At 55.3% G+C, this 13,687-nt stretch carries 13 protein-coding genes and 5 tRNA genes; 17 read left to right on the top strand and 1 reads right to left on the bottom strand.

The window, feature by feature from the left end:
- The first annotated feature begins 107 nt into the window (after nt 1–107).
- The 5 genes from WEB54_RS14780 (at nt 108) to WEB54_RS14760 (ending at nt 2,350) form a co-directional block, all read left to right on the top strand.
- Entirely contained in the window at nt 108–1,340 is a 1,233-nt protein-coding gene (locus WEB54_RS14780; RefSeq protein WP_368053476.1) for an aspartate kinase, read from the top strand.
- Nucleotides 1,341–1,592: 252 nt separating this feature from the next.
- A complete protein-coding gene (csrA, locus tag WEB54_RS14775) occupies nt 1,593–1,787 on the top strand; it encodes a carbon storage regulator CsrA (RefSeq protein WP_028670139.1) in 195 nt (64 codons plus the stop codon).
- Between the two features lie 106 nt (nt 1,788–1,893).
- Nucleotides 1,894–1,983: transfer RNA gene (locus tag WEB54_RS14770), tRNA-Ser, on the top strand.
- An 87-nt stretch (nt 1,984–2,070) separates the two neighbouring features.
- A tRNA-Arg gene (locus tag WEB54_RS14765) sits at nt 2,071–2,147 on the top strand.
- A 126-nt stretch (nt 2,148–2,273) separates the two neighbouring features.
- Nucleotides 2,274–2,350 (top strand) — tRNA-Arg (locus WEB54_RS14760).
- A gap of 130 nt (nt 2,351–2,480) precedes the next feature.
- On the opposite strand, the gene WEB54_RS14755 is transcribed toward WEB54_RS14760, so the two are convergent.
- Nucleotides 2,481–3,428 (bottom strand): tRNA dihydrouridine synthase, encoded by a 948-nt coding sequence (locus WEB54_RS14755; RefSeq protein WP_368053478.1) that lies wholly within the window; start codon nt 3,426–3,428, stop codon nt 2,481–2,483.
- A gap of 345 nt (nt 3,429–3,773) precedes the next feature.
- On the opposite strand from WEB54_RS14755, the gene WEB54_RS14750 reads away from it, so the two are divergent.
- From WEB54_RS14750 to WEB54_RS14695, 12 genes are all read left to right on the top strand, one after another.
- Nucleotides 3,774–4,004 carry an OadG family protein gene (locus tag WEB54_RS14750; protein ID WP_368053480.1) on the top strand — a complete coding sequence of 77 codons (231 nt, stop codon included), beginning with the start codon at nt 3,774–3,776 and terminating at the stop codon, nt 4,002–4,004.
- Nucleotides 4,005–4,045: 41 nt separating this feature from the next.
- The gene (gene oadA / locus WEB54_RS14745) at nt 4,046–5,845 is read left to right on the top strand and encodes a sodium-extruding oxaloacetate decarboxylase subunit alpha (RefSeq protein WP_368056519.1); all 1,800 of its coding nucleotides are present in this window, start codon (nt 4,046–4,048) and stop codon (nt 5,843–5,845) included.
- An 11-nt stretch (nt 5,846–5,856) separates the two neighbouring features.
- On the top strand, nt 5,857–7,023 hold the full coding sequence (locus WEB54_RS14740) for a sodium ion-translocating decarboxylase subunit beta (protein ID WP_368053484.1): 1,167 nt from the start codon (nt 5,857–5,859) through the stop codon (nt 7,021–7,023).
- A 150-nt stretch (nt 7,024–7,173) separates the two neighbouring features.
- Entirely contained in the window at nt 7,174–8,409 is a 1,236-nt protein-coding gene (locus tag WEB54_RS14735) for a hypothetical protein (protein WP_368053486.1), read from the top strand.
- On the top strand, nt 8,406–9,107 hold the full coding sequence (locus WEB54_RS14730) for a flagellar motor protein MotB (RefSeq protein ID WP_368053488.1): 702 nt from the start codon (nt 8,406–8,408) through the stop codon (nt 9,105–9,107). The genes WEB54_RS14735 and WEB54_RS14730 overlap by 4 nt, the downstream gene beginning before the upstream one ends.
- A gap of 1 nt (nt 9,108) precedes the next feature.
- Complete coding sequence (locus WEB54_RS14725) at nt 9,109–9,609, top strand: hypothetical protein (RefSeq protein WP_368056516.1); 501 nt, start codon at nt 9,109–9,111, stop codon at nt 9,607–9,609.
- 51 nt (nt 9,610–9,660) lie between these two features.
- Nucleotides 9,661–10,536, top strand: coding sequence for a TRAP transporter TatT component family protein (locus WEB54_RS14720; RefSeq protein ID WP_368053492.1), 876 nt, complete (start codon nt 9,661–9,663; stop codon nt 10,534–10,536).
- A 27-nt stretch (nt 10,537–10,563) separates the two neighbouring features.
- Nucleotides 10,564–11,562 (top strand): TRAP transporter substrate-binding protein DctP, encoded by a 999-nt coding sequence (dctP, locus tag WEB54_RS14715; RefSeq protein ID WP_368056514.1) that lies wholly within the window; start codon nt 10,564–10,566, stop codon nt 11,560–11,562.
- A complete protein-coding gene (locus WEB54_RS14710) occupies nt 11,559–12,041 on the top strand; it encodes a TRAP transporter small permease (RefSeq protein WP_368053496.1) in 483 nt (160 codons plus the stop codon). The genes dctP and WEB54_RS14710 overlap by 4 nt, the downstream gene beginning before the upstream one ends.
- Nucleotides 12,038–13,315, top strand: coding sequence for a TRAP transporter large permease (locus WEB54_RS14705; protein WP_368053498.1), 1,278 nt, complete (start codon nt 12,038–12,040; stop codon nt 13,313–13,315). The genes WEB54_RS14710 and WEB54_RS14705 overlap by 4 nt, the downstream gene beginning before the upstream one ends.
- 212 nt (nt 13,316–13,527) lie before the next feature.
- Nucleotides 13,528–13,603: transfer RNA gene (locus WEB54_RS14700), tRNA-Val, on the top strand.
- Between the two features lie 7 nt (nt 13,604–13,610).
- Nucleotides 13,611–13,687, top strand: a tRNA-Asp gene (locus WEB54_RS14695).

Below are 13,687 nucleotides of genomic sequence, written 5' to 3'. Positions count from 1 at the left end.
AGTACAACAACCACCGGCTTGCGGGAGCAGTTTGCCCTGGAAGCCGGTAATAGGGGCAGGGTGCGGTTTATCCTGTTTAACACAGCTAATGTTTCGGAACGGGTCCCATGGCTCTGTACGTTCAAAAATACGGTGGTACTTCGGTTGGCACGACCGACCGGATTGAACATGTCGCTGATAAAGTGAAATCATTTTGCGATAATGGCCACGATGTCGTTGTGGTGGTGTCTGCCATGAGTGGTGAGACCAATCGTCTGCTGTCGCTGGCGGCAGACATTACCGATCAGCCCAACCCACGGGAAATGGATGTTCTGGTCTCGACCGGTGAGCAGGTTACCATTGCCCTGTTGTGTATGGCGTTGCAGAAACGTGGCTGTTCGGCCCGGTCCTACACCGGTGATCAGGTGCGTATTGTCACTGACAGCGCGCACACCAAGGCGCGCATTAAGCACATCGATGTCGAAGCGATACAGAATGATCTGAAGACCGGGCGGGTCGTGGTCGTTGCCGGTTTCCAGGGTGTCGATGAGCTGGGTAATACGACGACACTGGGTCGTGGCGGCTCCGATACTACGGCGGTGGCGCTGGCGGCTTCGTTAAAGGCCGACGAGTGCCAGATTTATACCGATGTCGATGGCGTCTATACCACTGACCCCCGAGTGGTCGACAGCGCCCGTCGACTCGACAAGATCACCTTCGAAGAAATGCTGGAAATGGCCAGCCAGGGATCTAAAGTGCTACAGATCCGTTCGGTTGAATTTGCTGGCAAGTACAACGTTCCGCTGCGGGTATTGTCGAGTTTCGTCGATGGTCCGGGCACTTTGATCACGCTGGAGGAAGAACAGCCAATGGAACAGCCGGTGATTTCAGGCATTGCCTTTAACCGCGATGAAGCTAAATTGACCGTCCTGGGCGTACCGGACATTCCCGGTGTCGCCAGTCGCATTCTGGGCCCGGTCAGTGCCGCAAACATTGAAGTGGATATGATTGTCCAGAACGTGGCGGACGATAATACCACAGACTTCACTTTTACTGTTCATCGCAACGATTTTGAGCGGGTGAAGAAGGTATTGAATGAAGTTGGTAACGATCTGGGCGCTCGTGAAGTCCGGGGTGATGCCAACATTGCCAAGGTGTCGATCGTTGGGGTTGGCATGCGCTCCCATGCCGGAGTGGCATCCAAAATGTTCGACACACTGGCGGCTGAAAACATCAATATCCAGATGATTTCAACGTCTGAGATCAAGGTCGCCGTGGTTATTGCCGAGCGCTACCTTGAACTTGCCGTGCGGGCGCTCCATTCAGCCTTTGAGCTGGATGCGCGTGAACAGAATCGTTAAACCGGTCGTCCATCGGTTTCGATAGTCAGGGTCTGCACTCCACTGCCCGGAGTGACAGGCTACTATGTGTGGGTAAAGTCGGGTTATTGCAGAAAATGTGCGCAATCTGGCTTTATTTTTAATGTATGTGGTCAATACTCTACTGTGTGTTTGTTAAAAGGATGTTGGTCCCCAGGATTGGGCCACCAGTAGCAAAATGCACAGACAGGAGCTGGATACTGGAAGTGTCCAGAACATTTTAGGAGAGTTTAAATGCTTATTTTGACGCGCCGCGTAGGTGAAACACTCATGATCGGTGATGAAGTCACTGTGACTGTGTTGGGGGTCAAGGGTAATCAGGTTCGTATTGGTGTGAATGCCCCCAAGGACGTTGCTGTACACCGTGAGGAAATCTATCAGCGTATTCAGCGCGAGATGGGTCATCCTGAAGGTGAGGATGATCTGTAGTCAGCCAGGGCCGGAGCATGTTGATGAAATGGAGCTAATCGCTTCATTTTATTGAAGTTTTTCCTTTTCTTTTGCGAAAAACATGATAACATGCGCGCCGTTGTTTGGAGAGATGGCCGAGTGGCTGAAGGCGCACCCCTGCTAAGGGTGTATAGGAGAAATCCTATCGAGGGTTCGAATCCCTCTCTCTCCGCCATTGTTTTCCGGTAGGTTTCAGGGTAGTTAAACTTGAAGCGTTAATTGGGAAGGCAAGGCGAAAACAGAGACGGTTTCGCCAAGTTACGCGCCCGTAGCTCAGCTGGATAGAGTACCTGGCTACGAACCAGGCGGTCGCACGTTCGAATCGTGCCGGGCGCGCCATTTTTGCTGATATCCGGAAGCACTCGTTCCGTGATAGACGCCAGAAGACAGTTCCAGGGAATACGCGGCATTGTTCCTGGTAAAAGATCCCTCGTAACCGACGAGGTAAAAAATCCGGTGTTGTACGCGCCCGTAGCTCAGCTGGATAGAGTACCTGGCTACGAACCAGGCGGTCGCACGTTCGAATCGTGCCGGGCGCGCCATTTCCCTGTTCTTCCCGATGTTCTGTTATTTCAAGCCAAATCGCTAACTTCAATTAATTCCCCGAGTCCGACTTTTGGCTGCTTCTGATCGCGTCAGTGCGCTGTACTACTGTGGTTGGTTTGACAGGTCTTATGCGGTATCAGCTTCCATTGCGCGAATCAGCGCATCCAGCGCCTGGGTCGAGCGCTCAGCCCGTACGCCTTGCCATAATTGTTCAGCCCCCGGGTGGGCCACTCTCAGGTGGTTGAGCCACTGCTTTAATCGGCCCGCGCAATACTTCTCCGGCATATCCGCGCGCACTTCGCTCCAGAATTGAGAGATCAATTGCGATAATAGTGGCCAGCCCATGGGCGTCTCGGCGTTTTGGCGGATGCGCCGGGCCAAATCCGGGTGCCGGATGGCCCCTCGCCCCAGCATAATGTCTGCGGTGCCTGCTGTCTGACTGCAGCTGTGGTAATCCGCCGGAGTCCAGACATCGCCGTTGGCGATTAGTGGTATTGATATGGCGGAGCGGATCCGGGCCAGTTCGTGCCAGTGAGCCGGAGGTGCATACCCCTGTGCCCGGGTTCGGGCGTGAACCGTCAGTTCGGTGGCGCCAGCCTCTTCTATGGCACGAGCGTTGTCCAGCATCAACTCGGTATCGTCGTAGCCCAGGCGCATCTTGGCTGAAACGACAATAGGGGCGGGAAGGGCTTCGCGGACTGCTTTGACGACCTGAAACAGGGTGTCGGGCTCGCGTAATAACACGGCGCCGCCCTGGCTGCGATTGACCGTCTTGCTGGGGCATCCGAAATTCAGGTCGATGCCGTCCGACCCCAGGTCAATGGCGCGCCAGGCATTGGCCGCTAGTGCTTCAAGATGGTTACCCAGTAGTTGAACCCGAACCGGGGTTCCGCTGTCCGTTCGGCCTCCCTGAAGAAGTTCCGGGCAGACGTTGTAAAAAACACTTTCCGGCAACAGCTGATCAACCACGCGAACGAATTCGGAAACCACGCGGTCAAAGCCGCCTTGAGCGGTGATCAGGCGGCGCAGGTAGACATCGGCAAGCCCTTCCATTGGGGCCAGAATCAGGCGCATTGCAGTCTCACAATGGTTGAGGGTTGACATCGGTTTGATGCACGAGTTGGCTGAAAAGCAGGCGCGAAGTCTACCTGAGACCAAGGTCGAATCAAGGTTAAAAAACCCTGTCAATTCAGTATATTGCAACAGTTTGTTGCGAAAGTTGCCGAACCTGCGTCTGTTGCGCCAATTCTCGGGTTTAGGGTACTCTACCGTCGCTCGGCGCTGTGCTGCCCCCGGCAGAAACAGCCGAAAACAATTATTCAGAGACTAATTTCTGGCCCCGACTACAGTGCTGAACGCACCGTTGCAACGTTTGCCTGAAAGGTAACTCGAAAGCCGGCCAACATTAAGGATCCTCCAATGTCCGATTTGTTAAATGAAGGTTTTGCGCTCCTGATCATGGGCATGGGTACCGTGTTCGTATTCCTGACCATCCTGGTGATCGGTACCACGCTAATGTCCCGGATCATCAACCGGTTTTTCGGCATGCCTGAACCGGAACCCAAGCGCAAGAAGCGGTCTTCCGCTGCAGAGGATTTGTCTGAACTGGCGGCGGTTGCCGCCGCTGTTAAGGCCGTTCACGGCCACTGACCATTGCCAACCCATTTTACTGAACGCTAAGGGCGATTGCCATGAGTGCTAACAAGAATCCAATTAAGCTGACCGATGTCGTACTGCGCGATGCTCATCAGTCGCTGTTCGCAACCCGGCTGCGCATCGATGACATGCTGCCCATTTGCGAAAAACTCGATAACATCGGCTACTGGTCCCTGGAGTCCTGGGGTGGCGCGACGTTCGACGCCTGTATTCGGTATCTGGGTGAAGATCCCTGGGATCGTATTCGCGAGCTGAAAAAAGCCATGCCGAATACCCGTCAGCAAATGTTATTGCGGGGTCAGAATCTGCTCGGCTACCGCCATTATGCGGACGACGTGGTCGATCGCTTCGTCGAACGTGCAGTCACTAACGGTGTTGATGTGTTTCGGGTGTTCGACGCCATGAACGACCCGCGTAATCTGCAGCGTGCCATGGCGGCGGTTAAGGCCAACGGGGCTCACGCTCAGGGAACCATCTCCTACACCACCAGCCCGGTGCACAACACGGAAAACTGGGTGCAACTGGCCCGGGAAGTGGAAGACATGGGCGCTGACTCGCTGGCGATTAAGGACATGTCAGGCATCCTTACCCCCTATGGTGCGTTTGAGCTGGTCACCAAATTGAAAGCGGCCCTGGACATCCCAATCAGCCTGCATTGCCACGCCACCGCCGGGTTGTCATCCATGACTCTGTTGAAAGCCATTGAGGCCGGTATTGATCATGTCGATACTGCCATTTCTTCCATGTCGATGACCTATGGGCACTCGCCCACGGAGTCCATCGTCTCCGCGTTGCAGGGTACCGATCGTGATCCCGGCTTCGATCTGCTCAAGCTGGAAGAAGTTGCCGCCTATTTCCGGACAGTCCGCAAGAAGTATGCTGCCTTTGAAGGTCAGCTACGTGGTGTTGATTCGCGCATTCTGGTGGCCCAGGTGCCAGGTGGCATGCTGACCAATATGGAAAGCCAGTTGAAAGAGCAGGGCGCCGGCGACAAGTTCGATGCCGTTCTGGATGAGATTCCCAAAGTTCGCAAAGATTTGGGATACATTCCGCTGGTCACCCCAACGTCCCAGATTGTCGGCACCCAGGCCGTGCTGAACGTATTAACCGGTGAACGTTACAAATCCATTTCCAAAGAAACCCAGGCTATCCTCAAGGGCGAGTACGGTTCCGCACCGGCACCGTTCGACCGCGAGTTGCAGGCCAAGGTACTGAACGGTGGCGAAGCCATAACGTGCCGCCCGGCCGATATGATTGACGATGAAATGGACAAGCTGACCGCCGAGCTTGAACAGATTGCCAAAGAAAAAGACATCAAACTGGCTCAGGATACGGTAGATGACGTTCTGACTTACGCCCTGTTCCCGCAGATCGGGTTGAAGTTCCTGCAGAATCGCGGCAATGCGGATGCATTCGAGCCGGTGCCTACTGCGGCTTCTTCTGCCACGCCAGCCAAGGCTGGCAAGGCCGAAGCGGCGACTTACACCGTGGCAATCAATGGCAAGTCCTACGTTGCTCAGGTTGATGCGACCGGTGGTGTCAGCGTGTCCATCAACGGCAAAACTTATAACACGGACATCAGCGAAGGCGGTGAAGTCACAGCACCAGCAGCGCCCGCAGAGAGTGGCACCGAAGTGCCGGCGCCGCTGGCAGGCAACATCTTCAAAATCCTGGTGGAGCCGGGCGATACCGTTGAAGAAGGGCAGGTTGTGATGATTCTGGAAGCCATGAAAATGGAAACTGAAGTCAGCGCTCCCCAGGCTGGCACGGTGGGCACCATCCAGGTGAAAGAAGGCGACTCGGTGTCCGTTGGCGATACCCTGCTGACGTTGTGAGGGAATAACGAATGGATAAGCTCAATATATTATTGGGGCAGTCAGGGCTCGCCAACCTGACCCTGGGCCAGTTGACGATGATCATTGTCGGGCTGCTGCTGCTGTACCTGGCCATCAACAAAAGGTTTGAACCTTTGTTGCTGTTGCCGATCGGATTTGGTGCCATTCTGGTGAACATTCCCGGAGCTGGGATGTATGCTGAACCCATCTATGCCGCCGATGGGCACCTGGAAGCGGCTGGCGGCTTGCTGTATTACGTTTACAGCGTGGGCATCGAGAGTGGGGTGTTTCCGTTGCTCATATTTATGGGCGTGGGCGCGATGACGGATTTCGGCCCCATGCTGGCGAACCCGAAAACCCTGTTTTTGGGAGCTGCGGCTCAGTTTGGCATCTTTGGTACCATCATCGGTGCTGTCTGGATGTCGTCGATGGGCTGGATGGATTTCTCGCTCGCAGACGCCGCGGCCATTGGCATTATCGGCGGAGCGGATGGGCCAACGTCCATCTTCGTGGCCAGCCGACTGGCACCGGATCTGCTGGGTGCCATCGCCGTTGCCGCCTACAGCTATATGGCCCTGGTACCGCTGATTCAGCCGCCCATTATGCGGGCGCTGACCACCAAGACAGAACGCCAGATCACCATGACCCAGTTGCGGGTAGTGAGTAAGCGCGAGAAAATCATCTTCCCGTTAATGGTGCTGGTTGTAGTGGCCATGTTCCTGCCGTCAGCGGCGCCGCTGCTCGGAATGTTCTGTTTTGGCAACCTGATGAAAGAAAGTGGTGTCGTAGAGCGACTGAGCGATACATCTCAGAACGCTCTGATGAATATTGTCACCATCTTTCTGGGGCTGGCAGTGGGCTCAAAGCTGGGCGCAGATGCCTTCCTGAACGTGGAAACATTGGGCATCCTGGTTCTTGGCCTGGCAGCCTTCTGCGTAGGCACGGCCACTGGTGTTCTGATGGCCAAGCTGATGAACCTGATGAGTAAGACACCGATCAACCCCCTGATCGGCTCTGCCGGGGTTTCAGCGGTGCCGATGGCCGCCCGGGTGTCCAACAAGGTGGGTCTGGAAAACAACAACCAGAACTTCCTGTTGATGCATGCCATGGGTCCGAACGTGGCCGGTGTAGTGGGTTCTGCGGTAGCGGCGGGCGTGCTGCTCAGTTACCTGGGCTGACCTGTCTGCTCACTGTAAAAGGCGGCCACGGGCCGCCTTTTTTGATACTTGTTACCAGTCTCCCTCGGGTGACATTCAGCCTTTGAGGCGAACGCCAGCCGGTGGCATACTGCCAATCGCTTTCTTCGGTATAGGTATGGCATGGAAATAATGGCGTCATTTTCGACCCTGACCTGGGTGTTCATCGGTGTGATTGGCGTATTGCTACTGTATTTTCACGGCCCGGTGTACTCCGCCCATACCGCCAACTACACCCCCAGTATTCTTACCAGTATTGGTATTTTCGGCACTTTTCTCGGTGTGGCGCTCGGCCTGAATGAATTTGATACCGGTTCGATCCAGTCCAGTGTTCCGGCACTGCTGGAAGGCCTGAAAACTGCGTTCTGGACTTCTATCGCCGGTTTACTGGGGGCTCTGACCATCAAGTTCCGCTATGCGGTGGCCAGCATGCGCGTGCGCGCTCACCGTGAAGCGAAACAAACCGCTACCATGGATGACCTGGCCTGGCACCTGGAGCGGATCTCGAATCACCTGGCAACAGAAGACGCCGAACCGGTCAGTTCGCTGCTGAAGCAGCAACATGATGCCCGGATGGTGCAGCACAAACAGTTGGAAGCCACCATTCGCAACTACCAGGCGGATATGACCGAGGCAAACCAGCAAGCGCTGCAGCAGGCTATCGGCCATGTTATGCGTGAATTCAATACGCGCATTGAAGAGCAGTATGGCGAGAATTTTCGGCAGTTGAACCAGGCTGTCGGGCAGATGATTAGCTGGCAAAAAGAGCACCGTGAAGCCATAGAAGCGCTGGTCGCGAGTAATCGTCAAAGTGCTGAGAGTGCCAGGCTGGGGGCGGAGTCGTTCGAGCGGTTGATTCAGCAAACCCGTTCTTTCACCAGTGTCGCTGAAGACATGGAGGCGCTGCTGTCGACGCTGCAGACTCAGAGTAAACATCTGCGGGAGTACTTGTCGACCTTCTCCAATCTGGTTGTTGACGCACAGCAGGGGCTGCCGCAACTGGAGTCCCGGATATTACAGCTGACGGAAGGCATGCAGCAGTTGGTCGAGACCCAGGGGCAGCAGATGAGAACCTTGCTGGAGGGTTCCGCCACTGATATTCGCGATACCGTCAAAAACGTCAGTGACGTTTTGATGGAGGGCACTGAACGTGCCCAGCAGAATATGGGCACTCAGCTGACCCAATTGCTGGAACGTAACGACAAGCAAATGAAACAGATGGACCAGGCACTGGAAAGCGAGTTGAACCGGGCCATGAAGTCGTTTGGCTATCAGCTGACCGCCTTGTCTGAAAAGTTTGTTAACGATTACACCCCCTTGACCGACAAGTTGCATGACCTGGTAAGGCTGGCCGATCAATCGAAATGAGAGATGATGCCGAGCATATCGAGCAGGAAGAGCATTGGGTCTCTGTTAGTGACCTGATGGCGGGCCTGATGATGGTCTTCTTGCTGGTGGCCATCGTATTTATGGTTGATGCTGAAATTGAACGCAATAAAATCAGTGAAGTCGCGGTACTCTACGATCGGTTGCGCACCCAGCTGTATCAGGATTTACTGGAAGAGTTTGAGCCGGACCTGGAGCGCTGGGGTGCCGAGGTTAATCCGGATTTGAGCATACGGTTTAACCGAGAATCATTGATTTTCGGGCGAGGAGAGAGTGACCTGAGTCTGGCGTTTGAATCCATTCTCGCCGAGTTTTTCCCGCGTTATATGCGCATCATCACCTCAGACGCCTACCGTGAGGATATAGCCGAGGTGCGGATAGAGGGTCACACCTCCAGTGGCTGGCTCGGGCAAACGGAAGATGAGGCTTACATCCTGAATATGGGCTTGAGCCAGGAACGTACCCGCTCAACCTTGGCCTACGTGCTGAATTTACCTGCAGTTAGTAACCAGCGTAACTGGCTGAAGGAACACATGACGGCGAATGGATTGTCTTCCTCCAAGCCAATAGTGGACAGTACCGGTGAAGAAGATGGTGAGCGTTCGCGGCGTGTTGAGTTTCGTCTGCGTACCGATGCCGAAAGCCGGATAGCCGCCATGCTTGAAGAGCAGGATTTGTAACGTGGAGTTATATGATTTCCTGGAATTTGCGCCGTTCAACCAGATGCGGGAACGCATGGGGACGGACCAGTTCGGGCAATTTGAGCTGTTCGATCCAAGCCGGCATTTGACGGGAGAGGAGCGCTCCGTGTTGGCGCGACAGGGGTTGCCGCTACCCCGATCGTTGTTGAGTCGTCTGCTCGATTATTGCCTGTGTTACAAGAATTCCCGTGTGGCGATTATTGACGAGGGGGTACTTCACCTCGCGCAGTGCGACCGCTTTCCCGACCGGGACCAGTACCGGGCAGGAACCAGTATGCGTGCTTTTGAAGCTACCTCGACCGTGTGTTCTTCGTGCCTGCAAACTCTTAACTATCAGGGGTATGACGAACAAAAGGCGCGTAAGGAGTATCATAACCGCCGGGTTCTGGAGCGTTTCTCGCTGGAAGCTTTCTGGTCTGACTATGTACTGTACCCGCTGAACCGGGACCGTGAAAAAGTTAAACCGATAGGGAGGCTCTGAATCAGGGGCGCTTTCTTCATTCACTCGTTTCATGACCAGGGAGTATTATCAATGCATGTTTTCAGCTTTAGCGGGATTCAAAGTAGGGTGTTCAAGTGCGTCTGCCTGTTATTGACTGGCATTGTGCTGAGCGGCTGCGCTACTCTCAAGCTCCCTGAAAATCTCTCCAGCGCGATCCTTAATAGCGATGATTTACAAACCGTTGAGGACGGGCTGCCCAGTTACCTGCTGATGATTGATGCGATGGTCGAGACGTACCCCAACAGCGAACAATTGCAGCTGACAGCGGCGTCCCTGAACAGTGCCTACGCTGGGGTTTTTATTGCACCAGAAAAGGTTGAACGACGCCGTACCATGTCGGCAAAGGCGCTTGACTATGCTTTTTCGGCTTTCTGCACCTACGATGACAGCGCCTGCAATCTAAGGGAGGTGAAGCCGGATCAGATTGAAGAGGCCCTGGCACAATGGGACGACCCTGATGACTTACCCTACCTTTACACCCTGGGTACTGCCTGGGCCAGTTACATCCAAAACAACAGTGATGACTGGCTGGCGGTAGCCCAGCTAGGCCAGGCCCAGGCGGTGCTCGAGCGCACCGTTGCTATCGAACCCGGTTACGAACGGGGCACAGCGCTGTTGTATCTTGGGGTGATGAACAGCATCCTGCCGCCCAGCCTGGGTGGCAAGCCCGATGTCGCTCAGGCTTACTATGAGCAGGCACTGGCGGCAGCCGATGGCCAGAATCTGATTATTCAGGTGTATTATGCCTCCCAGTTTGCCCGCCTGGTCTTTGACCGGGAGCTCCATGACCGGCTGCTTCAGGATGTGTTAAGCCGCGATCCGTATGTTGAAGGCCTGACTCTGCAGAATCGATACGCCCAACAGCAGGCCGAGCGACTTCTGGCCAGCGCCGATGATTATTTTTGAGGGTGGGAACACCCCAGTGAGGACTCCATGACACCAATTCGCAAGATGACTCTAGCCGTCATTCTGGCCGTCACCGCGGTGATGACGCAGGCTGAAGAGCTGAAGATCTCCACTCAGTATCCCGACGGTAATGCGGTGTTGAATGAATTGCGCCGGGCCGGGCAGGCCATCAAGACGCAAACTGATGGTCGCGTCGACATTCGCTATTACCCTGGTGGGGTGATGGGGGACGACCGGGCCGTTCAACGCAAGATTCGGATCGGTCAGTTGCACGGCGCTTTTGTGCAAAGTGGCGCACTTGCGAACGACTTTCGCGACTCCCAGGTGCTCAATGCGCCTTTGTTGTTTCGGGATTATCAGGAGGTCGATGCGGTTAGAGCTCAGCTGGATGCCGATATAGAGCAGGGCTTTGCCGACGGCGGCTGGCAAACCTTTGGTCTGATAGAGGCCGGTTTTGCCTATGGCATGAGCCAGCAACCGATCACCTCCATGGACAGTTTAAAGGCGCAGAAACTCTGGTTACCCGCCAACGACCCCTTTTCCGAACAAATTGCCCGGGCCTTTGGCATCAACCCGATTGTGCTGAATATCGGTGATGTGCTGACGGCGCTGCAAACCGGGGCAATTGATGCCATCGTTGCACCGCCCGTTGGTGCCATTACGCTGCAATGGTACAGCCGCGTAGACTACCTGACGGACGCCCCGTTCATGTACACCTACGGCGTACTGGCCTTGTCGGAGCGTGCTTTCGGTAAGCTGTCGCCAGCCGATCAGGCGATTGTCGAGGCTGAGTTCCGTAACGCCAGCGCCAGCATCGACCAACAGACGCGCCAGGACAACCTGCGCTCTTTCGCGGCACTGGAAACTCTGGGTATCGACATCGTGGAGCCGGGTGAAGCGAACCGGACAGCGCTGGAGGCAGAATCAGAGGCGGCGACCCGACTGCTGATCGAGCGTGATCAGTTCTCGGCCGACATCTACCAAAAGGTGGACGCTATTCTGACCGCGCACCGAGACACCCTGTGAGCTATTGGCGTCTGCTGGACCGTTGGATGGCCACGGTTGAACGTGTGCTGCTGGCGGCGATATTACTGACAATGATCACTCTGAGTGTGTTGCAGATTGGTCTGCGCAACCTGGCGGACACCAGTTGGTACTGGATCGACCCGTTTACCCGCTTGCTGGTGCTCTGGCTGGCTTTGTTAGGTGCCATGGTCGCCACCCGAACCGGCGAACACATCGCCATCGACGCCCTGGGCCATTACCTGAAGCCGCGCCTGGCTCGGCTGGTGAGTGCCCTGGCGCAGGCGTTTGCTGCCCTGGTCACTGGCCTGATGGCGTGGCACTCCACCCGCTTTGTGCTGGATGAGTGGCAATTTGGCGGCACCACCTTTTCGGGCCTGCCGGTCTGGCCATTTGAAATCATCATGCCGCTGGGCTTCGCCTGGATGTGTTTCCGCTTTGGCCTGAATACCGTTAAACCACCGGTGAAACCCGCGATATGAATGCTCTTGTTTCCGCGTTATTGGCCCTGATCGCCGCTCTGGGCACGCCTCTCTTTGTGATTATACTGGCCGCGGCCGCCTGGGGTTTCTGGGTTAGCGGTATCGATTTGATGGTGCTGCCCATCGAACTGTACCGGTTGACTGAAAACACCTTGCTGATGGCCTTGCCCTTGTTCGCCTTTGCCGGCTTCCTGCTCAGTGAATCGCGCACGGCTGAACGCCTGGTTCGGGTTTCCCGTGCGGCGATGGGCTGGCTGCCTGGCGGCATGATTCTGATTGCGCTGTTGGCCTGCGCCTTTTTTACTATGTTAACCGGTGGCTCCGGGGTCACCATTGTTGCGCTGGGGGCCTTGTTGTTGCCAGCACTGACTCAGGCGGGTTACACCGAGCGTTTTGCCCTGGGGCTGATTACTACGTCAGGCAGTCTGGGGTTGCTGTTACCGCCCGCCATCCCATTGATTCTTTATGGCATCGTGGCTCAGCAAATGGATGTGCAGGGCGTCGATATTCAATCCCTGTTTCTGGCCGGGTTCATTCCCGCGCTCATTATGATCATATCACTTTGGCTACTCGGCTTGTGGCAGCAGCGTCATCAGCCAGTGCCGCTGACGCCGTTTAATCTGCGGGAACTGGGCAGCGCGGTATGGGAATCAAAGTGGGAACTGGGTATCCCGGCTATCGTTATTGGTGGCATGTTCAGTGGTTGGCTGGTGGTTTCTGATATAGCCGCCATCACCGCCCTTTATGTGTTGATCATTGAAGTGGCTATTTACCGGGAAATACCATTGCGTCGCTTACCGGCTGTGGCGGCGGAATCGATGAAAATGGTGGGTGGAATCTTGCTGATACTGGGTGTCTCACTGGCCTTTACCAACCTGCTGATTGATCTGCAAGTGCCGGCACAGGTGTTCGACTGGGTCAGCACGCACATCGACAGTCGATGGGTGTTTTTGCTGTGTTTAAACGTCGGTTTACTGGCGTTGGGCGCCGTTCTGGATATTTTCGCGGCGCTGATCATCATCGTTCCGCTGATTCTGCCGGTCGCACTGGAATACGGAATCGACCCCATTCATCTGGGCATAATATTCGTCGCCAACATGCAGATCGGGTACTTTACTCCGCCGGTCGGCATGAACCTTTTTATTGCCAGTTATCGGTTTAAACGCTCCATTACCGAGCTGTATGTAGCCACTCTGCCGATGATGTTGGTGCTGATGGGTGTCGTGCTGCTGATTACCTACTGGCCTGCCATGGTCCTGTTCCTGGTAAAATAATCTGCGCTAAACGTTTGACTTAATTGGGAAAATCGCTAAAATGCGCTCCACTTTCGAGGTTCACATAGTGGTCTTGGAGAGGGGCCGGGAGGCTTTGTATCCGTTTGGTGTGGGTGTGTAGCTTTTATGCCCGCAGGGTGCAGCTGGGGCACGAAGTGCCTTGGGTACATCAGCCAAGAGTATAGCCGGGAGGCTTTGTATCCGTTTGGTGTGGGTGTGTAGCTCAGCTGGGAGAGCATCGCCCTTACAAGGCGAGGGTCAGCGGTTCGATCCCGTTCACACCCACCAATACCGTGGAGCGGTAGTTCAGTTGGTTAGAATACCGGCCTGTCACGCCGGGGGTCGCGAGTTCGAGTCTCGTCCGTTCCGCCA

The sequence above is a fragment of the Saccharospirillum sp. genome (assembly GCF_040881935.1).
Taxonomy (GTDB): domain Bacteria; phylum Pseudomonadota; class Gammaproteobacteria; order Pseudomonadales; family Natronospirillaceae; genus Saccharospirillum.
The sequence above is the reverse complement of the archived record's forward strand: the minus strand, read 5'-3'. Positions and strand labels throughout refer to the sequence as shown.